This is a genomic window from Lentzea kristufekii (genome assembly GCF_033949925.1).
Taxonomy (GTDB): Bacteria; Actinomycetota; Actinomycetes; order Mycobacteriales; family Pseudonocardiaceae; genus Lentzea; species Lentzea kristufekii.
In genome coordinates this window covers 1-21,759 of record NZ_JAXAVV010000016.1, presented here as the reverse complement: position 1 = coordinate 21,759, position 21,759 = coordinate 1, and the positions used below count along the sequence as shown (strand labels likewise).

General features: G+C 67.4%; 24 protein-coding genes. 8 read left to right on the top strand and 16 right to left on the bottom strand.

From position 1 onward, the window contains the following. Positions 1 to 19: 19 nt before the first annotated feature. The 3 genes from SK571_RS29365 (at position 20) to SK571_RS29355 (ending at position 4,423) form a co-directional block, all read left to right on the top strand. The gene (locus tag SK571_RS29365; protein WP_319987318.1) at positions 20 to 2,779 is read left to right on the top strand and encodes a helix-turn-helix transcriptional regulator; all 2,760 of its coding nucleotides are present in this window, start codon (positions 20 to 22) and stop codon (positions 2,777 to 2,779) included. Positions 2,780 to 2,922: 143 nt separating this feature from the next. Beyond that, the gene (locus SK571_RS29360) at positions 2,923 to 3,846 is read left to right on the top strand and encodes a hypothetical protein (RefSeq protein WP_319987317.1); all 924 of its coding nucleotides are present in this window, start codon (positions 2,923 to 2,925) and stop codon (positions 3,844 to 3,846) included. 61 nt (positions 3,847 to 3,907) lie between these two features. After that, a complete protein-coding gene (locus SK571_RS29355) occupies positions 3,908 to 4,423 on the top strand; it encodes a TetR family transcriptional regulator (RefSeq protein ID WP_319987316.1) in 516 nt (171 codons plus the stop codon). 1 nt (position 4,424) lies between these two features. Here SK571_RS29355 and SK571_RS29350 read toward each other — a convergent pair whose 3' ends face one another. After that, entirely contained in the window at positions 4,425 to 5,042 is a 618-nt protein-coding gene (locus SK571_RS29350) for a hypothetical protein (protein WP_319987315.1), read from the bottom strand. Positions 5,043 to 5,094: 52 nt separating this feature from the next. On the opposite strand from SK571_RS29350, the gene SK571_RS29345 reads away from it, so the two are divergent. Together SK571_RS29345 and SK571_RS29340 are read left to right on the top strand one after the other, a co-directional pair. Further along, positions 5,095 to 6,171, top strand: coding sequence for a nucleotide disphospho-sugar-binding domain-containing protein (locus SK571_RS29345; protein ID WP_319987314.1), 1,077 nt, complete (start codon positions 5,095 to 5,097; stop codon positions 6,169 to 6,171). 21 nt (positions 6,172 to 6,192) lie between these two features. Next, complete coding sequence (locus SK571_RS29340; RefSeq protein ID WP_319987313.1) at positions 6,193 to 7,338, top strand: glycosyltransferase; 1,146 nt, start codon at positions 6,193 to 6,195, stop codon at positions 7,336 to 7,338. Positions 7,339 to 7,362: 24 nt separating this feature from the next. Here the strand turns inward: SK571_RS29340 and SK571_RS29335 are convergent, their stop codons facing one another. The 6 genes from SK571_RS29335 to SK571_RS29310 all read right to left on the bottom strand — a co-directional run bounded on the left by SK571_RS29335 (position 7,363) and on the right by SK571_RS29310 (position 11,319). After that, positions 7,363 to 7,746 carry an STAS domain-containing protein gene (locus SK571_RS29335; protein WP_319987312.1) on the bottom strand — a complete coding sequence of 128 codons (384 nt, stop codon included), beginning with the start codon at positions 7,744 to 7,746 and terminating at the stop codon, positions 7,363 to 7,365. Positions 7,747 to 7,848: 102 nt separating this feature from the next. After that, a complete protein-coding gene (locus SK571_RS29330) occupies positions 7,849 to 8,217 on the bottom strand; it encodes a response regulator (protein ID WP_319987311.1) in 369 nt (122 codons plus the stop codon). After that, a complete protein-coding gene (locus SK571_RS29325; RefSeq protein ID WP_319987310.1) occupies positions 8,214 to 9,239 on the bottom strand; it encodes a PAS domain-containing sensor histidine kinase in 1,026 nt (341 codons plus the stop codon). Before SK571_RS29325 ends, SK571_RS29330 begins: the two co-directional genes overlap by 4 nt. A gap of 16 nt (positions 9,240 to 9,255) precedes the next feature. Next, on the bottom strand, positions 9,256 to 9,627 hold the full coding sequence (locus SK571_RS29320; RefSeq protein ID WP_319987309.1) for an ATP-binding protein: 372 nt from the start codon (positions 9,625 to 9,627) through the stop codon (positions 9,256 to 9,258). Between the two features lie 70 nt (positions 9,628 to 9,697). Beyond that, entirely contained in the window at positions 9,698 to 10,318 is a 621-nt protein-coding gene (locus tag SK571_RS29315) for a response regulator transcription factor (RefSeq protein WP_319987308.1), read from the bottom strand. Positions 10,319 to 10,323: 5 nt separating this feature from the next. Continuing rightward, the gene (locus SK571_RS29310) at positions 10,324 to 11,319 is read right to left on the bottom strand and encodes an FAD-binding oxidoreductase (RefSeq protein WP_319987307.1); all 996 of its coding nucleotides are present in this window, start codon (positions 11,317 to 11,319) and stop codon (positions 10,324 to 10,326) included. A 70-nt stretch (positions 11,320 to 11,389) separates the two neighbouring features. Here SK571_RS29310 and SK571_RS29305 point away from each other — a divergent pair, with 70 nt between their 5' ends. Beyond that, the gene (locus tag SK571_RS29305; protein WP_319987306.1) at positions 11,390 to 12,259 is read left to right on the top strand and encodes a LysR family transcriptional regulator; all 870 of its coding nucleotides are present in this window, start codon (positions 11,390 to 11,392) and stop codon (positions 12,257 to 12,259) included. 374 nt (positions 12,260 to 12,633) lie between these two features. Here the strand turns inward: SK571_RS29305 and SK571_RS29300 are convergent, their stop codons facing one another. From SK571_RS29300 to SK571_RS29290, 3 genes are read right to left on the bottom strand one after another with little or no spacing between them, the layout of a single operon-like run. After that, the gene (locus SK571_RS29300; protein ID WP_319987305.1) at positions 12,634 to 13,149 is read right to left on the bottom strand and encodes a hypothetical protein; all 516 of its coding nucleotides are present in this window, start codon (positions 13,147 to 13,149) and stop codon (positions 12,634 to 12,636) included. Next, positions 13,146 to 13,769 carry a NucA/NucB deoxyribonuclease domain-containing protein gene (locus SK571_RS29295; RefSeq protein WP_319987304.1) on the bottom strand — a complete coding sequence of 208 codons (624 nt, stop codon included), beginning with the start codon at positions 13,767 to 13,769 and terminating at the stop codon, positions 13,146 to 13,148. Before SK571_RS29295 ends, SK571_RS29300 begins: the two co-directional genes overlap by 4 nt. Positions 13,770 to 13,803: 34 nt before the next feature. Next, entirely contained in the window at positions 13,804 to 15,009 is a 1,206-nt protein-coding gene (locus SK571_RS29290; RefSeq protein ID WP_319987303.1) for a helix-turn-helix domain-containing protein, read from the bottom strand. Positions 15,010 to 15,422: 413 nt separating this feature from the next. On the opposite strand from SK571_RS29290, the gene SK571_RS29285 reads away from it, so the two are divergent. Further along, positions 15,423 to 15,758 (top strand): hypothetical protein, encoded by a 336-nt coding sequence (locus SK571_RS29285; RefSeq protein ID WP_319987302.1) that lies wholly within the window; start codon positions 15,423 to 15,425, stop codon positions 15,756 to 15,758. 134 nt (positions 15,759 to 15,892) lie between these two features. Next, entirely contained in the window at positions 15,893 to 16,198 is a 306-nt protein-coding gene (locus tag SK571_RS29280; RefSeq protein ID WP_319987301.1) for a CBS domain-containing protein, read from the top strand. A gap of 142 nt (positions 16,199 to 16,340) precedes the next feature. Here the strand turns inward: SK571_RS29280 and SK571_RS29275 are convergent, their stop codons facing one another. The 6 genes from SK571_RS29275 to SK571_RS29255 all read right to left on the bottom strand — a co-directional run. Continuing rightward, positions 16,341 to 17,360, bottom strand: a complete 1,020-nt coding sequence (locus tag SK571_RS29275) for a methyltransferase domain-containing protein (protein WP_319987300.1) — start codon at positions 17,358 to 17,360, stop codon at positions 16,341 to 16,343. Next, the gene (locus tag SK571_RS46430) at positions 17,357 to 17,794 is read right to left on the bottom strand and encodes a lasso peptide biosynthesis B2 protein (RefSeq protein ID WP_406602057.1); all 438 of its coding nucleotides are present in this window, start codon (positions 17,792 to 17,794) and stop codon (positions 17,357 to 17,359) included. The genes SK571_RS29275 and SK571_RS46430 overlap by 4 nt, the downstream gene beginning before the upstream one ends. Before the next feature lie 8 nt (positions 17,795 to 17,802). After that, positions 17,803 to 18,072 carry a PqqD family peptide modification chaperone gene (locus SK571_RS29270; RefSeq protein WP_319987299.1) on the bottom strand — a complete coding sequence of 90 codons (270 nt, stop codon included), beginning with the start codon at positions 18,070 to 18,072 and terminating at the stop codon, positions 17,803 to 17,805. Further along, positions 18,056 to 19,828, bottom strand: coding sequence for an asparagine synthase-related protein (locus SK571_RS29265; RefSeq protein ID WP_319987298.1), 1,773 nt, complete (start codon positions 19,826 to 19,828; stop codon positions 18,056 to 18,058). The genes SK571_RS29270 and SK571_RS29265 overlap by 17 nt, the downstream gene beginning before the upstream one ends. Positions 19,829 to 20,178: 350 nt before the next feature. Further along, positions 20,179 to 20,805, bottom strand: coding sequence for a phosphatase PAP2 family protein (locus SK571_RS29260; protein ID WP_319987297.1), 627 nt, complete (start codon positions 20,803 to 20,805; stop codon positions 20,179 to 20,181). Further along, positions 20,789 to 21,759 (bottom strand): MAB_1171c family putative transporter (locus tag SK571_RS29255; RefSeq protein WP_319987296.1); only part of this gene is annotated, 971 nt, incomplete at its 5' end. The genes SK571_RS29255 and SK571_RS29260, both read right to left, overlap by 17 nt.

Genomic DNA, 21,759 nt, shown 5'->3' with positions numbered 1-21,759 from the left:
CGGCCGCTACGATCAATTCGTGCGCGAACCACTTGAACGTGACTCCGAGATCGCGCACATTCGTGAAGCTCTGGACGCAGCCACCCGTGGTGAGGGTCGCGTCGTCGTCATCGAGGGCCGTGCGGGCATCGGCAAGACCAGGCTCGTGCACGAGTGCCGCGAGCTGGCCAAAGAGCGTGGATTCGGTCGGCTGCAGGCTGTCGGCGACGCCATGGAGAGCGCGATGGCGTGGGGCGTCGTCCGTCAGATGGTCGAGCGGTCGGTGTCGCGGTACTCCGGTGAGCTGCGCGAGAAGATCCTCGCCGGGCCGTCCGGGGCGGCGCTGAAGGCCCTGGACGACGCCGCGCTCGACCCGAGCCAGGCCGAGCTCGCCCGCACGCTGCACTCGTTGTGGTGGGTCGCGGTGGACCTCTCGTCCACCCGGCCGCTGCTGATCACGGTGGACGACGCGCACTGGGCGGACCACTCGTCACTGCAGTTCCTCGTCTACCTGTCGCGCCGGATCGCGGACCTGCCGATCGCGCTGGTCGTCGCGACCAGGCCGCCGATGGACAACTTCGGGCCGCTCGCGCAGCTCAGCGTGTCCGCCGACCGGTTGCTGCCGCGCCCGCTCACCACGGACGCGCTCAGCGCCCTGGTCGGCGGGCACCCCGAGGTGGTCACCGCCCTGCACGCGGCGAGCGGCGGGAACCCGTTCCTGTCCGGGGTCCTGGTCGACGAGCTCGCGGCGCTCGGGCTGCCGCTGGACGACGCCGCGACGGCCGAGGAGGTCGGCACGCTCGGCCCCAGCACCGTCTTCCGCGCCACGCTGGGAAGGCTGCCGGCCGAAGCGGTGGCGCTCGCGGGCGCGGTCGCCGTGCTCGGCACGCACGCCGATCCGTGGCAGGCCGCGGAACTGGCGGAGGTCACCGATCTCCCGGCCGCCGTCGAGGCGTTGACGGCGGCGAACGTGCTGATCACCGGCGAGCACCTGGAGTTCGTGCATCCCGTTGTGCGCGAGGCGGTGCTGACCGGTCTCGGGCCGATCGCGCGCGCCTCGCTGCACGCGCGTGCCGCGAAGTCGTTGCAGGAGTCGCACGCACCGGCTGATCGGGTGGCCGCACACCTCGTGCACGCTCCCAAGGGGACGTTGCCGAACGCCGCGGACGTGCTGAGGAAGGCCGCGGCGACGTTGCTCTCGGCCGGCGACCCTCGCACCGCCGCGGGACATCTGACGCGAGCCGTGGACGAGCGGCCCACCGACGCCGGGCTGCGCGCGGAACTGGGGCGCGCGTTGCTGCGGCTCGGCGACGCGGTCAACGCGCACCGGCACCTGAAGGCCGCGGCGCAAGGACTTCCGGACGCCGAACTGGTGGCGGCCGCGGCCTCGGCGACGGCCGCACTGGAAGGCCCTGCCGCGGCGATCGCGGAACTCGAAGAAGCCATCAAGGCCCGCCCGGACGGCGAGTCGCGCCTGCACCTGGAGGCACGGCTGGCGGTGTTCCGCTCGTTCCTCCCCGACCAGCGCCAGATCGCGTCCGCGCACCTCAGCGGCTACTCCGGCCTCGCGGGCGGCACGCCGGACGAACGCACGCTGCTCGGCCTGCTCGCCCAGATGGGCCGCTACGAGGTGTGGCCGCACGACGAGGTCGCCGCGACGGCGACGCGCGCGCTCGCGAACGGTGCGTACCTGGACGACGCGACGGGCAGCACGGACGCGATGGTCGCGTGGCTCGTGGCGTTGCTCGCGCTGATGGCGGCTGACGGCGTGGACACCGCACGGCACGAGATCGAGCGGGCCCGGTTGAAGGTGCGGGCCCACGGGTCGCCGATCGAGTTCGCGATGGTGGCGAACGCGTCGCTGTTCCTGAACTGGCGCTGCGGCAACATGCAGGCCGTCGAAGCGGAGGCCGAGGGCGCGCTGGCCGCCGTCGCGCACGAGGACCCGGTGTCCGAGGTGATCAGCCTGCGCGCGACCTCGACGCACTTCTCGGTCTACGCGGCGCTCGAACGAGGCGATGTCGCGGCGGCATCCGCGTTCATCGGCGCGTTCGACGGTGCACACGCCGATGCCCGGCTGACCATGCCGATGATCTGGTTGCACGAGGTGCGCGCGTTGATCGCACTGGCCGAGGGCGACGCACGGCGCGCGATGTCCGAGGCCTACCGCCAGCGCGACGCGATGCACCAGGTGCACGTCGATCCGCCCACGATCCCGTGGCGCGCTCCGGCAACGCGCGCCGCGTTGCTGCTCAACCAGCAGGAACTCGCGCTGGAACTGGCCGCCGAGCAGGTGGAGGTCGCCCGCAGGTGGGGTGCGGCCACGGAGGTCGGTGCGGCTCTGCGGTTGCTCTCGAACGCCGACCCGGACTCGCGGCTGGAGCTGCTGACCGAGTCCGTGACCGTGCTGGAGGGCTCGCCTTCCCGCCTGGAGCTCGCCCGCTCGCTGGTCGACCTGGGTGAGGCGCTCAGGGTGGCCCGGCGGCGGACCGATGCGCGGGAGCCGTTGCACAGGGCGATCGAACTGGCGGGCGACTGCGGTTCGGCGGCGCTGCAGACCCGCGCGGTCGAGGCGTTGGAGGCCCTCGGCGACCGGCCACGACGGCAGGTCGTGCTGGGGGCGGAGGCGCTGACGGCGTCCGAACGGCGGGTGGCCGACCTGGCGGCGGCGGGACGGGCGAACCGGGAGATCGCGCAGGAGCTGTTCGTGACGCCCAAGACCGTCGAGAACCACCTCGGCCGGATCTACACGAAGCTCGGAATCGCAGGTCGCAGGGATCTCGCACGCGTCCTTGCCTGAGACAGAGCGACGTGGGGGTGTCCCTGATACACCCATCTTTCCGGCTGGAGGGTTGAGGGTTCTCCCCTCATGCCCTTGGGGGTTCGCCTCGGCGAATCTTGTGTCACCGCAGGGGAACACAAGATCTCGAAGGGGAAACCGAAATGATCCGCAACGCTCTGATCGCCGCCGCAGCCCTGACCGCCGTCGTCGCTCCCGCCACCGCGGTGGCAGACCCGATCATCGGCACGCCGCCCCCGTGCGTCGGCGCGTCCGACCTGGCGGGTGCCGACTTCAACGTCAAGAAGTGCGGCGTCAGCGACGTGGATCAGCACCGCGCCGGCTTCGAGAACAACGGCGGCGCCTACTGCGGCCCCGCGTCCCTCTACAACGTCCTGCACTACTGGGGTCACGAGAAGGACGCCCCGGTCGGCTGGCTGACCACCAAGGTCGGCAACCTCGACCCGAAGGACCCGGCCGATTACGGCGTCATCACCAACTCGATCGGGCGCATCGGCGTCGACGCGCAGTACACCAGCGACGGCACCAACCTCACCAACCTGCGCAAGGCCTGGGACATCGCCACCAAGCCCGCCCGCGACGCCGGCTGGACCACGTCCACGGGCGTGGTGAGCACCAACGACCACCCGGACTTCGCCGGTGACCTCGCGAAGAAGCTCAACGAGGGGCCGCTGCAGCTCGTGTACGGCCGCTACGGGGCTGGCCCGATGGCCGGTTCACTGCAGCGCGGCGGTGGCCACATCGTCACGGTCGTGTCCGCGACCGGCTCGTTCCACGGCAGCACGATGAAGCTGAAGCTGGCCGACCCGGGCCGTGCGGCCGACAGCGGCCAGGGCAACTACCTCTACACCCAGTCCGCCTACGAGTCGCTCGACGTCACCCTGACCAAGAGGACCTTCAAGGAGTACGTCCCGGTCAAGGACGACGAGAACACCCGCGAGGACGAGTCGCTGGAGCCGGGCACCTACCGCTGGGTGACGCGCTGGGAGCTCGACGGCCCGCGCTACGTCAGCGAGACCAACCGTCACATGGTCGAGGGCTTCAACTGGTTCGACATGGCCAAGTAGTCGCCGGTTTCCGGGGCCGCATCCCTTCAGGGGTGCGGCCCTTTCGCCATAGCCTGGTCCCATGCACAGCCGCGATCGGGAACGCACCCGCCGCCGGTTGCTGGACGCCGCGTTGGTCGAGTTCGCCGCCTACGGGATCGCCGGGGCGCGGATGGAACGCATCGCGCGCATCGCCCGGTGCTCCGCGGGCCTCGCCTACAACTACTACGGCGGCAAGGACGAGCTGTTCGACGCCGTGCAGTCGGAGGTGATGGGCGCGGCCGTGGTGGAGTTCGACGCCCGCGACCTGCCCGGCTACGCGGCCCGGTTGTACGACCTGCACCACCGGCACCCGGAGTTCGCGCGGCTCGCGACCTGGCAACGGCTGGAGCGGCGCGGATCGGGCAGCCGGGTGGCCGAGGTCGAGGCGATCCGGTCCGCGCAGGAGGCCGGGGTGGTGTCGTCGCGGTTCTCGGCGGAGCACGTGTTGCAGCTGGTGCAGGCGGTGGCGTCGATGTGGTCGAACGGCACGTGCTCGAACCACCTGGAGCGGCGGCGGTGCGTCGAGGAGGCCGTGCGGCGGCTGGTCGAGCCGTAGGTCAGTCGGTGTCGGTGATGCAAAGGACCGTGATCTCGGCGTTCGCGAGGTCGGTCAGGACGTAGGTGTGGTCCCACGCCACGTCGTAGAACCACGGAGTCCACGCATCACGGCTGACGTGCACGTGAAAGTCCTCGAACCGGTTCTGCGTCAGGGCCTCGGTAGCTGTCACCGCGAGCGCTTTGGCCTCCCGAGCCGGCCCCTCGTACGCCTTGTGGGCGCCGCCGTTCACGAGCACCCAGGCCAGCATGCCGTCCAGGGAGAGGGTCGCGGCCAGAGGCTCTTCGAGGCTCGAGATGTCGGGGTCCGGCGCGAGCTGGAGCGGAGCGAGTCCTTCCCGGACGACCTCGTTGCCGAAGAACGTGCGCAGGAGGCCGTACCCGTCGATCTGGCGGCGAGCCGTGTACCAGGTCGTCGTGTCCGAGTACTCGACCGCTCGCCAGCGGCTGAGCAGGTAGCCGCCGTTGACGTACGCGGCAGCCACCTGTTCCAGGTACCGGTCCAATGCGGGGTCGGACACGGGCACCTGTTCCCAGGCGATGGTCTTCCGGGAAGCGACGAGCTTCACCAGACCGGGACACTCCTCGTCCCAGCGGAGATCGTTCCAGGCTCGTGGCATGGCGGGATTCTGGCAACCGAGGCATCCGCTCGCATGCGGTTAACCTGGGTCTATGCGTGTTCTTGTGGTCGCCGCTCCCCTCCTGGGTCACGTCTTCCCGTTGATGCCGCTGGCCCTGGCGTTGCGCGACGCGGGTCACGAGGTCGTGGTCGCGACGGGCGGCGAGGCGCTGCGGGTCCGCGACTCCGGCCTGCGGGTCGAGGACGTCGTGCCGTCGAGCGTCCGCTTCGGACCGATCGCGCTGCGCATCATGCTCACGCATCCGATGGTGGCCAAGAGGGAGCTGCGGGGCAGCGGCCGGCTCGACTTCGTGTCGCGGATGTTCGGCAAGGTCGGTGACGCGATGACCGCGCCGCTGCAGGCGTTCGCTCGCGGGTGGCGGCCGGACGTCGTGGTGCACGAACCGCTCGCGGCCGCCGGGTCGGCGCTGGGGGTGCCTTCGATCGTCCACGACGTGTCGCTGTTCGACGGGCTGGAGCTGACGGCCGCGGTCGGGGCGCGGATGAAGGCCGAAGTGCGTTCTCCCGCAACGGTTCTGCGCACGGCGCCGCCGTCGCTCGCGGAGTTCCCCGGTGGCGAGCGGATGCGGTTCGCGCCGTACAGCGGTGACGGTGAGGTGCCGCGGTGGCTCGCGGAGCCGTCCGGGACGCCGCGCATCCTGGTCAGCCGCAGCACCGCGCCCGGTCCTGGTGCCGGGCGGATGATGGCGGCCGTGGTCAGGGCGGCCGAGCAGGTGGACGCCGAGTTCGTGCTGGTCCGGCCGGACCGGGCACAGGGCCTGCCGGACAACGTCCGGACGGTCGGGTGGGTGCCGCTGCCGCGGGTGCTGCCGTTCTGCGACGGGATCGTGCACCACGGCGGGGCGGGCACGGTGCTCGGCTCGCTCGCGGCCGGGGTGCCTCAGCTCGTCGAGCCGGGACCCGGTGACCGGACCGTGCACGCGACCGCGATCACCGGGCGCGGGGCCGGGTTGCGGGCCGAACCGCGTGAGGTCACGGCGGCGCTGCTCACCCGGCTGATCGAGGACTCGAAGCTGCAGCGGGCCGCCGGTGAGGTGCGCGCCGAGATCGCGGCGATGCCTTCACCCAACGACGTGGCTGAACGGTGGGAAAGTCTCCCGATGCAATAGAACAGCACCTAATCTGGCCGAGTGCGCATTCTCTTCTCGAGCTTAGGCTCACACGGACACGTTTACCCGATACTTCCGCTCGCGATCGCCGCGCGAGCGCAAGGACATGACGTTCTCTACGCCGTCGACTCAGGATTCCACCCGACTGTGGAAAAGCTCGGGTTCACCGTGGTCGACGCGGGCATCAGCATCTGGGACGCGTTCCGCCAGGCGAACGCGCTGCACGGCACGGCCGAGTTCCGCCGGGACATGCTGCGCCAGACCGCCGTGGACGCCTTCGGGTCCGTGCTGCCCAGAGCCTTCGTGAACGATCTGGAACCGGTGCTCGAACGGGACAAGCCCGACCTCGTCGTCTTCGAGCTCATCAACCCCGGCGCGGGCCTCGCCGCCCTGCGCGCCGGGATTCCGGCGGTCTGCCACGGGTTCGGCAAGATGGACGAGAACCTCATTCCGGAGGCGATGAGCAACCTCCTTCTGGAGTACGTCGCCGAACTCGGCATCACCTTGCCGAATGGGCACCATTACGGACTCGGATCGACTTATCTCGACGTCTTCCCGCCGTCTTTACAAGATCTTAACCACCTCGCGAGCGTGGCTCGAATTCCGATGCGACCGGTTCCGTTCGCCGAACCGGGCGATTTGCCCGATTGGGTCGTGGAACACGAGAGGCCGCTGGTCTACCTGACGTTCGGCACCGCGTTCTCGAACCCGGACGTGCTGCGCACGGCGATCGCCGGGGTGTCCGGCGTCGACGCCGAGGTGCTGGTCGCGACCGGGCCGCAGGTCGACCCGTCCGTGCTGACCGACGTGCCGGGCAACGTGCACGTGCTCCCGTGGGTGCCCCAGGCGGATCTGCTCGCGCACGCAGATCTCGTCGTGCACCACGGCGGCGCCGGCACCACGGTCGCCGCGATGACGCACGGCCTACCGCAGCTCGTGCTGCCTCAGGGTGCCGACCAGTTCCGCAATGCCGAGATCGTCGCGGACACCGGCCTGGGCGCCCAGCTCGTCGGCGAGGACTTCACTTCGGACGCGGTGCAGGAGGTCGCGCGAAAGTTGTTGCGGGACAACGATGTTCGAGCCGCGAACGCCGGCATCGCAGCGGAGATCGCCGCCATGCCGTCCCCGGACGACGTGGTGCCGAAGCTGGCCGAGCTGGCCGGCTGAGACGTGCGGACCGGTGCCTGGGCCCTACTCGCTGGGCACCGGTTTGAGGGCCGACACCGCCTCCTCGACGGAGTCGTGCAGCGAGAGGACGTCGGCCACACCAGTGACCTGCAGCGGTCTCCTGACGGCGCGCTGCGGCGCGACGATGTGGAGCTTCTTGCCGTGTTCCTCGGCCAGCTCGTGGGCCGAGATCAACGTGGAGATGCCGGTGGAGCCGAAGAAGGTGACCAGCGTGAGATCGGCGATCAGAGCGGGTCCCTCGGAGACGAACCCCAGGCGAACGGCGTCGAGCACGTCGTCGGCGGTGTCGACGTCGATCTCACCTTCGACAGCGACGACCATCAGCCCGGCCACCTCGGTGGCACGCACTGTGAGCAGCGGTGATTCCTTGAACTGATCTTCGTTCACCAGCACTCCCCGGTGGCCGAAGCGCATGAGACTCTGACTCCGAGCACGCTGCTGAACCCGGCTACATCCCCGACGTTACGGCCGTTGCTTCCCCACCACAACCTACCCGCCTCCCAACCTCCGGACGGCGGCGACCAGTTCGGTGTTGCGCACGCCCTTGGCCAGGTAGTCCGTGACGCCGGCGCGTCGCATCTCGTCCACCGCGCCAGCATCGGCGTAGGCGGAGAACGCCAGGATCCGCGTGCCGGGTGCACGCTGCAGGATCTCGGTGGCCGCGAGCGAACCACCACCGAACGGCATCCGCACGTCGAGCACGACCACCGTCGGCGAGTGCCGTTCGGCCAGCTCGACGGCCTCGCGGGCGTCCGCGGCGACCGCCACCACCTCGAGGTCCGGCTCGTCGTCGAGCACGTCGCGCAGGACGTCCCTGATCAGGGGATCGTCGTCGGCGATGAGCACCCGCACCGTCATGACCGGACGTCCGGGAGCCAGAACTCGACGACGGTGCCCCCGCTCTCCTGCCCCATCACGGTGCACCACCCGCCGGCGGCCTCCGCCCGTTCCCGCATCTCGATCAGTCCGAAGTGGCCCGCGTTCGGATCGAGGCCGGGCAACCCGACGCCGTCGTCCACCACCCGGACCAGGAACCCGTGGTCCACCGTGGACAGCTCGAGCACGACGGACGAGGCACGCGCGTGCTTGCGGACGTTGGTCAGCGCCTCCTGGCAGATGCGGAAGATCGTGATGGCGGCGTCGGCTCCCGGCTCCTGTTCGAGCGAGTAGCGGATCTCTGCCACCGTCGCGGTGTCGGCGAGGTAGGCGGCCAGCGAGTCCCTCAGCCCGTGGCGCTCGATGCCGGGCGGGCGGACGCGGAACACCAGGTTGCGCAGCCTGCTGATGGAGGCGCGGACCGCGCCGTCGAGCTGGTCCACGGTCCTGCGGTGCTCGGCGGACAGCTTGCCGGCGAGCAGTTGCAGCCGCATGTCGACCGCGACCATGGCCTGGATGGTGTCGTCGTGGACGTCCCACGCGATGCGCTGCCGTTCCCGTTCCTGCGCCTCGACCAGGTGGGCGAGCAGCCGGCGCCGGTCGGTGAGCTGCTGCTCGGCGCGCCGCCGTTCGGTCATGTCGCGGGTGACCTTGCCGAACCCGCGCAGCTCACCGCCGTCGTCGTAGAGCGCCGTGATGATGACGTTCGCCCAGAACCGGGTGCCGTCCTTGCGCACCCGCCAGCCCTCGTCCTCGATCGCGCCGTCGGCCCTCGCGACGCGCAGCTCCCACTCCGGCTTGCCGGACTGGACGTCCTCCGGCGGGTAGAACGCCGAGAAGTGCCGCCCGATGATCTCCTCGGCGGCGTAGCCCTTGATCCGCGCGGCTCCGGCGTTCCAGCTCACGATGTGGCCACCGGGGTCGAGCGCGAAGATCGCGTAGTCGCGGACGCCCTGCACGAGCAGCCGGAACAGATCGTTGTCGCGGAAGGCGTCCGGATGCACGGGCTCATCATGGCGGCTACACCGTCAGCTCACACCAGACGACCTTCTGGCCAGCACGTTCGAGGACGCCCCAGCTCTCACCGAGGACGGCGACGAGCTGGAGGCCCCAGCCGGGCGCTCGCGGTTCGGCGTGGGCGGCCGCGTCGTCCACGACCTCGACCAGCACCTGCTCCTCGCCGCCGAAGATGTGCACGACGGGACGGCCGCCGCCGTGGCGGACCGCGTTGGTGGTGAGTTCGTTGACGACCAGGACGACGTCCTCGTGGTGGCCGCGGTAACCACACCTCTGCGCGGCCCGGCGGGCGAAGTCGCGGGCGAGCGCCACACCACCGCGCCGGTCGTTCTCCGGCAGGGAGAACACGGCTTCGATGAGCGAACTTCTGGCCACAAGACCACACTGCTCCTGAGGCGGCGCTTCGTGCAGATGCAACCGACCCAGGTCGTCTGGTGCAGATGCATCAGTCGAGCAGGCCCTCGCGGCGGGCGATCGACACCGCTTCGAGCTTCGAGGACGCGCCGAGCTTGTCGAGCACGTGCTGCACGTGGTTGCGCGCGGTGTTGCGGGCGACGCCGAGCCGCGTCGAGATCTGCTCGGTACCGGCACCGTCCGCGAGCAGCGACAACGTCTCGCGCTCGCGCGCGGTGAGCGTGGCGCCCGTGGCGTTGACACGACCGGTCAGCCGGTCGAGCACGCCCGCGAGCAGCTTCGGGTCGAACACCACCTCGCCCGCCGCGACCCTGCGGACGGCCTCGACCAGGTCGTCCAGCCGTGCCGACTTGAGGATCAGGCCCGCGCCACCGGCCTCGGCGACGCGCGCGGCGACCGACGCGGTGGCCTCACCGGTCAGCACCAGCACCTTGGCGCCGATCCCGACGAACTGCCCGATCAGCGCGGTGCCGTCACCGTCCGGCAGCCTGCGGTCGAGGAGAACGACGTCGGGCTCGCCACGGCTCGTCTCCGCGAGCGCGGCCGCGACGGTGGACGCGCGGGCGACCACCTCGATCCCGGCGCGTTCCAGGGCCAGGCCGATCGCCTCGGCGACCATGTCGTGGTCCTCCACGAGAACCACTCGGGTCATGCCGATCAGCCTACGGCGTACCGGAAGTTCCGCGACCGTCCGGCCACGAACGAACGCACCTGGTCGAACACCTCTTCGTGCTGCTCCTCGACGCCCAGCCGCGGCGAGATGAGCTTGATCAGGTGGGTGGCCCCGGTGCCGAGGGCGCCGCCGAGCGGGAGCACGCCGAGGAAGATCTCGGCGCTGGAGTGCGCGGCCGTCTCCCGGGCTCGGTGCAGGGCTTCCAGCGGAAGGTCCTCGAGCAGGACGTTGTCGCCCTGGTAGGTGTGCGGGGGCAGTGGCCTGCCGGCGGCCTGGGCGAACGGCTTCACGCCGAACTCCTCCTTCAGCACGGGCGCGACGCGGAGATGGCCGACGTCGAACGGTTTCGTGCTCGCGAAGGTGACGCGCACGACGTCGCCCAGGGTGGTGAGCGCCGGCGTGACGTGGTCCGGCAGGTCCCAGCCGTGGAACGCCTCGAAGACCGCTGCCGCGTGCCGGGCCTCGAAGAACATCTCACCCGCGTGGACCTGGGTGATGGGCAGCAGTTCGAACTCCAGCGCGGTGACGACGTCACCGGACTTCTCGGTCGTGCGGACGCGGTCGCTCGCGAAACCGAACTCCCGCGCCAGCACGCTGAACCCACCCCCCAGGGTGTAACCGACGACGCCGACGTCACTGGCGTCGCCGCTGAGCGGGGCGAGGCCGTGGTCCGCCGCCTTCTCGACCACCTGCTGCCAGACCGCGCCGGCTTCGGCCCTCGCGGTGCGGGTCGCGGGATCGATCCGGACCTCGTTCATGCGCCTGGTGGAGATCAGGACGCCGGTGGTCGCCGTGGTGAGGCCGTGACCGGTGGCCTGGACCGCGTACTGCAGGCCGCGGGTCTCGGCGTACCGAAGCGCTTCTTCGACGTCCTGCACGGTCTCCACGGCGAAGATCACCTGCGGCTCGTGGCGGAGTCCGGTCTGGAAGCCGCTGCGTTCCTCGTCGTAACCGGTGTCTCCGGGGTAGAAGATCTGCATGACTCCAGGGTTGCTGAGCTGCGTTTATATGTCCAAGAACTAGTTGTGCGGCTGGCTATAATCATTGGTTATGGAGCTTCGCCAGCTGGAGTACTTCGTCGCGGTCGCGGAATCGGGCTCGTTCACGCGGGCGGCGGAACGGGTCCACGTCGCGCAGCCGGGGGTCAGCGCGCAGATCCGGCGGCTGGAACGGGAGCTCGGGCACGCGCTGCTGGACCGGTCGGGCCGCACGGTCACGCTGACCGACGTGGGCTCGGCGGTGCTGCCGCTCGCCAGGGCGGCGCTGGGGTCGGTGGAGTCGGCACGGCGGACCGTGGAGGAGATGGCCGGGCTGGTGCGCGGGTCCGTGCGCGCCGGGATGGTCGTGTCGTGCGGGATCATGGACCTCCCCGAGCTGCTGTCGGAGTTCCACTCGGCCCACCCCGCTGTCGAGATCACGTTGACGGAGGCCAACTCCGACGAGCTGATCTCGTCCCTTGTGGACGGTCGACTGGACTTCGCACTGGTCGGTTACGCGGGCGCGGAGCCGGAGGGGTTGTCCGTCCGCGTGCTGGCCGACGAGCCGCTCGTGGCCGCAGTCGCAGCCACGGATCCCTGGTACGGCAGGGAATCCGTTCCGCTGGACGAACTGCTGGAGCGCGGGTTGATCAGCCTGCCACCGGGGACGGGGTTGCGCGGGGCGCTGGACGCCGCCTGCGGTGCGCGCCGGCCGCGGATCGCGTTCGAGGCGTCCGCGCCACCGATGGTGATCACGCTGGCACAGCGCGGGCTCGGGCCGGCGATCCTCGCGGCGTCCATGGTCTCCGGCCTGCACGCCGTGCGGATCACCGATCCCTCTCCGCACAGCAGACTCGCGTTCGCGTGGCGCTCGGAGGGTCCGCACAGCCCGGCCGCGCGGGCGTTGATCGGGCTCGCGGAAAACCAGGTGACAACGATCTAGCCGCCCTGTCACGATCACCGCATGTTCCTGACGGCTGAGCACAACACGTTCGCAGGTGTTCCTGCGGGCGCGCTCGCCGTTGCCTCGGCACAGCTGGCCGGCGCCCGACTCTGACCCTTCTCCAGTCCATCCTTCAGGACCACTGGAGGAGGGTTGTAGCGGTCCATCGGTTCTGAACCTCCAGCTGTGACTCCTGAGGAACACAGGGCAATGAAGCAAGAGTTCGTGCGTGCCAAGCCGCACCTCAACATCGGCACCATGGGACACGTCGACCACGGCAATGTCAAACTGGCACTGATGTCCCCATAGACTCAGGACACATAGTTCCTGGTCAGAAGGCTGTACAGCGACGGCGAGCCGATTGAGGGCTACTCCTAGCCCCAGTTCTCAAAGCCGGGCCACCGCTTCCTCAGCGTCGGCGGCTCATCCCCCTTGCGGGGCCAGAGCTGGAGCCGGTAGGCGTCCATGCCCTCAACACCTTCTTGGGCCTGGGTGTAGCCACGCCCCGCCAGCCGAATGCGGTAGGAGCCCGATGGAACCTCGCACGGAATCGGCGGACGCCCTCCAGACCCCTCGAACATCAAGCGGCCGTTATGCACGTCGAGATCGACATCGACCACGTGGTCCCAGTTCTCGCCATCATCAGTTGGCTCAACTGCCCACGTCTCCACGCGCATCGGCGCGTTGAAGTTCCACTCCGCAGCGGTCAGGAAGTCAATCAGTCCTTCTGAGACACCCACGAACCGGCGCGACGTGTGCGCATCATCCAAGGCGCGTAGTACAGCGTTGTGTCCCTCGGGATCGCTCTCCCAGGGAGCTACCGAGTAGATGTAGACCTGGCTGTGGCTGAACTCCACTTCCAGGTCGAGCGTCGTTGTGGGCTGAGTCATCCGCAGGCTACGTCCCTCGCGATGTCAACGCCTTGGTAAGGGCCTTGAGCGATGCTATCGGGATGAGTGATCACCACTAGGAAGCTGTCCCCGTCCCGGATACCGCCCGCACCATACTTGGCCCCGAGCGTGCCGCCCTGGCAGGCGTTCTCTCGTGGCGGCACCTCCATCTCCTGCGCACCTGCGCCGCCCTCGCGCGTGCTCGCGAACGGATACTCGTCGCACTGCCCGCCGTTCGTTCTGGGGAAGCTTCTGAGGCAGACGACCTTGCGGTTTCCCGGCTCCGCCGTGGAGTCCTTCGTCAGAACTCCCGGCTTGGCTGCCTTCCACGCCGTCGAGATATTCCGGGTGATGAACGGCATCTTCCGTGCATCGAAGATCACGAACTTCAAGTTGTCGCACGCTTCCTGCGTGAGACTTTGTTCCGGCGTGCATCTGCGTACCTGCGACGAGGACGACGCGGCGACCATGAACTGCTTATCGCCCTCCCCCACGAGTTCGACACCACCGAAGAACCCTGAGACGGCGTCGCCGATCTGTGCTCCTAGGTCAGGTACCACGAGCGCTGCGGCTGCCACGAGCACGACCGCAGGCAGCAGAACACCGGCCTTCTTTGCCACCACATCCCCCTACGTGGATCGCTGCAAGCCGTTGTCAGAGATTGAGGCCTGCCCAACGCGCGAATCCCGACAGTGTGTCGGTTCGACGGTGCTCGTCCCGCACCAGCACACGCAAGGTCTCGTGCACCATCGGGTGATAGCGGGTCTGCGTGGGCGCGACTTCCCGCGCCTTCGACAGTGAGGCGAAAGCTTTGCGTCGGTCGCCGTGGATGAGCAGTCCACGGGCGAGATCGATGTAGTGGTGTCCCACACGTTCCTTGGGTGCGTTGCTAGGCAGAACGATGCGCTCGGCACGCTTAATGGCCTCGGTACCGTCGAGCAGTTCGACGGCCAGGCCAACCGACCAGATGCCAACGTTCGTAGGACCGAAACAGAGCCGGTAGTCGTCGCGGTCGACGCCGAGACGTGTCGCAGCTTCCTGTGCCTGGGCGAGGTGGTCATACGCGAGTTCACGTTGTCCTGATCGCGCTGCGGCGAGTCCAGACTTCAGGTGGAGGTTGCCCCAGGTGGCAATGGTCGGAAGATCGTTTCCGCCGACCTGGTCTTCGATCCGGGATCGGCTGCGTTCGAGTAGCCGAAGTGCCGAACTCCAGTCGGCCGCGCAGATCATTTCTCCCGCACGCTGATAGTCACCTATCAGGACAGCAAGCTCATCGCCGGAGCGTTCTGCTGCCCACTCGTAGCGGTCGACCGCGAGCGACGCCAAGTCGATGTACCCGAGCTTGTAAGCGAACTGGGAGGCCGCGTTGTAGGCCTCGGCGAGCAGTCCGAATGCTCGTTCCTTTGCGGAGCCGTCAAGGGTGTACGTCGCGGCGCGCAGCTCCTCAAGCAGACCAGGAATCTCTGCGCCGAGCTTGTCCAAGTTCACGGCATGGCGTAGCTGCGATACGTGCTCGACTGCAAGAGCGAGTTCGCCGAGGTCGCGAACCTGCACGTCCTCGTCGGGCCCGATGTTGTACGCAGCGAGCTCGCGGCGAATGACGGGGATGACCCCGTGCACTCGGTGTTCCTCGCGATTGAGCCGGGGGTACGGCAGTTCGAGGAGATCAGCAACACCGACGTTCAGCGCGCGTGCACACGCAGAAACGAACGCAGGTGAAGCTGGTGTCCGTCCTTGCTCAACCTTGCGAACCAGGCTGACCGAGAAGTTGGTACGGCGGGCGAGTTCCTGTTGGTTCCAGCCAGCGAACTTACGTCCGTCGGCCACGCGCTTGCCCACACCGGTCATGTCGTCGTTCACGATGGACCTCCTAACTCCTGCCTCCACGATGCCATTCGCCCCGCTGATGCCCCACCCTCCGTAAGAGCCTTGTCACTTCGTTGTCACTTCGCGCACCGGTTCGCCGACACGATCGCTTCCAGTGACCGTACTCGCACGGTCGGTAGGGAAGGGAGACGATTGTGCTGGTCATGGGAGGAATCGAGCCCGGTTCACGTCTCCGGGACACGGCCTTGCCGTTCGTGCTCTCTGCGACCGTCCGCACCCCATCCCGCTCGGTGCCGGTCGCTCTTGGGTTGAGCGGGCCGCGCTCGGATTGCGGCACTCCAGCGGCCTGCTCCCCTCTCTCGGTTGCAGCGAGGGAGTACGCCTTCACACACGGTTGGCCGATCGAGCACGACGCCAACGAGGTGGTCGTGACATGCGGCCTTGTCGTGGACATCCTGGCGATGCCGATGGGCCTCGCTGGTGAGGTCAACCATCTGCTGAAGGAGCACAACCTGTCCGCGCCGGTCATGGAGGTGCGTAGGAAGGGGCGATCGACCTGGGCGTTCTTCTGCACACCGCGCGACATGGATCACGGCAACGAGACAGCGAGGACGCTGGCCATCTACGGCGTCGAGCACTTCGGCCAGGACGCTCGGGTGCCACTGCCGCCCAGCCCTGCAAGTAGCGGCTGTTCGCTCCGGTGGGTCGAAGAGCCCACACAAGCCCCGTTGCCATTGTGGGCGGCCGTCGCGTCGTGCGCTCTGCAAGCGATTCGACGTTGAGCTGAAGCCCGGCGGCTGGCTCTCCCGATCTGCCCGGCTGTTTCCCGACAGCAGCCGGGTGCACACGGCCTGGGGCGTGCGCCTGCAACGGCGCGACGCACGTCCCAGGCCGACCAACAGCACGGAGATCACTGATGGACAGCGGAGAGCTACTCACACGACTGCACGACGGTGGCTTTCGGCGCCTGCCTCTCATCGACGAGGAAGGACAGGTCGTCGGGATGCACCTGACCAGGTTCCTGCGCGGCGGCTATCTCGACGTCGTACAGGTGCGGTGGAGCGACGGCATAGCTGTGTGGAGTCGGCTGCTTGACGAGCTGAACACCGACGCATCATCCGGGGGACCGCAGCGCCTTGGCGGCATGTCCGGCCCGTTCTTCAAGGTTGCCGCAGCACTGATGCCTAACGGCGGGCGTCACATAGCGCGAGACCCCGACTGATCGAACAGGTGACACCCAAGAACCTCAGGGCTGCGGCAAGCACACATCCAAATGTGCGCTCACCCAACCGCCGCACCTGACGAGGGGGAACGGCGGGACCAGGCATTCATTCTGGTCCCGCCGTTTCGTTGCGTCCGCCAGATCAGCCGGTCGTGACGCGCAACCGTGCGCGAACCTGCCAACCGTTCTTGCTCTTCGTGAACGTCGGTTCGAGACGGTCATGCCTCGGTTCGCCGAGTTCGTGCCATTCGTCAACCAGTTCGGCGAGCAGATCGAAAGCCTCCGACGTTCCGGCCGTCAACCCTGCGCCGTCCGGCAGTACCACCGCGATGCTGTCCGAGGTGGCCACGCCGACGCCCCAGCCGACTGGACCTCCCAGACTCGCCGGCGAGTCGGTCTGCGCGAGGACGAACGCGTTGAACGCCAGCCTCGATTCCGTGTCGACAGGCAAGAATTCTGGCTGTGGCGCAGCCAAGCGAACCTCGTCCAGAAGCCTGTCAGCGGTCTCCTGTGGCTGCTCATGAAGCAGGTGTGCGCTGATCCACCACGGCGGCGCACCATCAACCGGAAGGGACGCGTTCACGTAACGGACTGGCAATCCGAGCTCGGTGATCACCTCCGCAGCCATCTCGATGAAGCTTCCGGGATGAAGCTCGCTGTTCTCGAACGTGTCGCCGACGACGCAACGAACCAGCGCGTTCGCCGCCGCGACATCCGCGAGCTTCACAGGTGACACGACGACCGCGCCGGCCGCAGCCTGCTCGATCCACGGCGCCGGAAGGACATCGGGCGTAGTCCATGCAACGATTCGATCGAAAGGCGCGGAAGGTGCCCAACCTGCGAATCCGTCAGCCGCGTGTACCTCGATGTTCGAGTTGTTCGCCTGCTTGTGCAGTTGGCTCGCCCGCTCGACCAGATCCGCGTCGATGTCGATCGAGACGACATACCCGTTCTCACCAACTGCTTTGCTCAACAGCGCGCCCGAGTAGCCCGAACCCGTGCCGATCTCCAACACCCTCATGCCCGGCTTCAGGTCGAGCATCTGAAGCATGCTTTGAATTCGGCTGTCTGCCGAACTCTGGGGGATGGTGCGCCCGTCGTCCGTCCGAACCCAGCTGTCGTACTCGACGGCGGCTGCGGCTGCCGTCACGATGTCGCTCACGTGCGTCTCCGATCCAGTTCTGTTAGCGGTGAGATTTCAAGCATGGTGCGGTAGTCGGCGACGGAACCCGCCTCGCCGAGGGGGCGCCCATCCAGATTGCTGATCCAGGCATGGGAGGCCAAGGGAAAACCCCGCACGCCCATGCGCCAGATCACGCCACGGCGGCTAAGTGACAGCACAAACAACGCGGTGAGAGAGCGTTCGAGGCACGCGACGCGAAAGGGGATCAGCCTGCTACCAGAGTCGATCCACCCGAGCACACGCTCGACATCGCTCTCGCGAGCTACCCGCGTCGTTCTGGCGGAGCACCATCGCGCCGCTGCGGTGACCCGAGCAAATGGGAGACAACGGACAGCAGTGCCTACGATCAACGTGACGCAGGCTCCGACCAAGGTCGCCGCCAGAGAGGACCGCTGGGCAACACCTGTTGCCATCGGCATGCTCATGGCTCGGTCCTGACGAGACCAGCCTGCTTCAGCGCACCGACCAGCTGTTCGAGGTCGACCTTCACCTTGCGGTTGTCGACACCGAAGAACGTCGCAACAGCGGCTGCTGCACGGTCGACGTCCCCGTCGTGATCGACGATCGCTGACCACATCGCGGAGGCCGTGGAGTTGCCAACGTGCAACTTTCCCGTGCGCTCCGAGAGGACCGCAATGCCGCCACCACCGAGGAAAGTGCTCGATACTCCAGGCTCAACGAGTACTCGCATGGTGTTCCCCCTTCGGACGCGATCGACTTGCCGATCCGTCTTTCTGTGCGCGCAACCAGAGTTCGGTGCTGACGAGCTCGTCAAACGCGCCGAGCGGAATCGGAATCCCAACCGCCGCAGTCTCGATCGTCCAGCGAACAGCTTGCTCATCGATCAGCCCGCAGGAAGCGAGCCGGGAGTTGGTGAACAAGTCGTGCAGAAAACCTGCGTTCCGCTTCAGTCCCTGGTACGCCAACCCGGAGTAGTCCCCCTTGGTAGTACGTCGAACCAACGATGCCGGAACAACGCCCGTGAATGCTTCCAGCAGAAGCGGTTTCACCTGCTCGGGTGTCGTCCTGACCCGGGCGGCGACAGACCAGCAAGCGAGGATCACCTCATCGTCCAGGTAAGGCGCGTGATGGTTCACTCCCAGCCTGGCCGCTGTCTCTGCGTACAGCCTTTGACCGCGACCGAAGCCGATCAACGAGAGCCAACTTGTGGAGTCCCCGATGCCAAAGCGGCCTGGAACAAGGGGACTGTGAGCAGAGGCGGCGTGCGCATGCAATCTCGATGCCACAAGAGCACGCGCTTCCGGAGTCAGCCACTCCGTCACCTTGCTGTAGCCGAGCCAGCTCACCAGCGTGGTCCAACCCCGCGGAGCAGCCTCGTCAGTCACCATCTGAACGGCCAGTGTGCGAAGCGCATCCGAATAGCTCGTGCCCCGCAGCGCGAGCCCGGCTCTGACCAATGCGTGCGGCGGCAGATTGCGTAGCTTCGCCCATCCAAGGGCGTGACTCCACAGCTGCCGAACCGAGCCCGGTCCGAAGTCACCGAGATACGACGGAAGTGCCATCAAAACCGCGTCTCCGCCGTCGCCGCTCAGGTGCACATCTGACTTCAAGGCTGCGATCTTGCGCAGCCACCATGCTGATCTGGCTGCGTTCGCCGCGAACGCGGTCGGCTCGTCCGGCACCAACACGCTTTCGAGGTTCGAGTACGGCAGCACACCGTCTGGAATGGACCATCGGTGGTGCAAACCAGGCAACGCCTCCGCAACACTCGTTGCCAATGCGGAGTCCTCGACGTCCGCGGCCTCCAGCGTGATGGCCGAGAACTCGCGCGAGGTCGCCCCGGCAGCAAGCACTGCGAGCGTTGACGAATCCAAGCCACCGCTGAGATCAGCAGTAGCGTGCGCCGCAGCACTGACTCTGCCACGGACGGCGTGCCGAAGTGCCAAGGCCAAACCCGCGCCGGCCGCGCTCAGATCAGACTGTGGCTCGTCGAGCTCGATCAGCGGCCAGCTCTCGACCTCCCCGCTGCGCGGCAAGCGAAGCACCCACCCAGGACGGAGAGCGTGAACGTCACGCCACGGCGAGCCTGTCCACCACAGGTCGGAAGCCTGCGGCACCGTCAGGTACGTCGCGAGCCAGTCGGCTGCTACAACCCTTCCCGTCAATTCAGCGAGCTGGCTCGATTGCGATCCCAGCAGCAAGCCGTGATCGGCAGTATGCGTGTAGAACACCACACGCTGACCGGCGAGATCACCGGTCACGAACGCATCGTCCGGTCCCACTGCGATAACCACGCAGCTACCACCTATGCACGACAGCGCATCAAGTTCGCCTCTGCCTACCCGACGTGCCACGCTCGCCAGTTCGGCGTTGGTCACGCCGCTGAATCCGAGCACCGTCAGTTGGCAGTTGGGCGCATCGACCCTACGAACTTGATCGGCAGGGCCAGACTGGCCGTGCGACAGCCGCAACCATGCAGCGTCCACAACAGACCAGTCTGGACCATCTACCGCTGCGGTGTGGTGAGAACTACGGTCGGCGGGACCCGCCAACCACCACACGACGTCTGTCGATCAGTAGTAGTACTTGTTCATGTCGGCGGTGTCTTCCCTGCCAGTTCCGTTGGTCAGGGCGACAACTCCACCTGCCTCGAAGATCGAGGGCGTTTCGTACTTCTCGTTGCTAACAGACCCGCTCGGGGTCCAAGTACCGGCCGACATGGCCATTCCTTCCCCGTGCGCTCACCCGGAGAGGATCTTGGCGAAAGCCAAGCCGCAACGCAAGGCGCTGGCATCGAAGTAACCCGTTTGGGTCAGCAAGAGTCAGCCCGCTCGGACTACGTCAGGGCTGCGGCAAGCCACCAGTACAGAAATCCGCCTGCGAGCAGCCCGACACCGGTGCCTACCGTGACTTGTGCGGCCGTGTGATCTCCAAGCCGTACCCGCGACCAGGAGACGAGCACCGCCGCGAACATCGTGAACCAGAGCCAAGGACCGTAAGCGATCGCAAGGATCATGACAGCTCCGGCCGCGACGGCAGAGTGCATCGAGACCTTCCAGCTCAGGCCAAAGGTGATGATCACGCTGACGACGAGTGTCGCGAACATCGCGAGCGCGAGCGCGAGCATGTCGCTAGGAGCGCCGCCGAACAGCAGGACGATGATTCCTGCGGCGAGTGAGCTGGTGCATGCCACGAACGGAACCACTCGCCCTTCGCGATTGGTCACATGGTGACTGTCCCACCTGCCCTTCTTGGCACCGCGCACGATCACGACCATCGGGATGACAGATCCTGTGATGCCCACGACCAGGCCCCAGAGCAATGCCTGCCAGACGTGGTGCGTGGCCTGCCATGCAACGGCCAAGGGCAAGCCAAGAACCCACACCCAGGGTGCGAGAACTTCGGTGCAGATCCTTGCGAACCGGTCGATTGGTTTGGGCTGGATCTCAGTGGACGTGGTCATGGTGTTCCTTGAACTCGTGCAGGGCGTTCGCCACGAACGGCGAGTTGCGGTAGGCGCGGGCGATGCGAACGAAGCGTTCGCCTTCGGCGTCGTCGCCTTGATCGACGGTGCCGCCGATGATCAGCGGTGTTTCGGTGAGCGCGGGTAGATCGCGGCGCTTTGCCTCGATCGCGATAGCGACGACAGCCGCCTCGGCTGTCACTTCCGCGTCACTCTCGATGGTCCCGCCATCGATTGCCGCGCCTAGAACTCGGCGGTAGATGTGCGGGTCAAGGTAGGGATGAAGCGGGCCGATCAGCACATCGCGGATCTCTGTGACCTGACGGCGAAGGCGGTCGCCTCGGTGCGCAAAGACGAGCTCAGGGGCGATTGAAGTGACGTCAGTCCACAATGGATGCACTTCCTTCGCGGCCGTGTGCGCCTCCCAGCGCGCACCGATCGGAGGGACCATGACGCCGCTCATGAGGAGCGCGATCGAGACCGTCGTCAGCAAGACGTTCGGCCCGATGTAACCATTCTCGATCCAAAGCGGCGGAACCCCCAGTGATACAGCAATGCCGTAACCGACGCGGTGCGCCACGTACAGGAGACCGAAGGCTCCGCCCGCACCTAGCAGCCGCAGACCGATCCGGAGGTATCGCCGCGGTACGTGGTTTGCTAGACGAGACATCCACACGGTGTCGGCCATGGCGATGGCGAGGTAGCCGCCATACATCGCGAGGTACTCGGCGACCCACGGCTTGTTGCCTGCGGAGGAGGGCATGCTTGCCAACTCGCTGCGCACGGGGCCAACGATGTAGAACGCAGTGAGTCCAACGAGCGCGACGATCAGCAGAATTACTCTCGCGCGTTTCCTCTTCTCGACCTCATCGGCAGACTGAGTGAGGTGCAGGCAGAACACCTGTAGCCAGAACGCGGACGTGAGCACGCACACGTGCTGCAGGTACTGCCCTA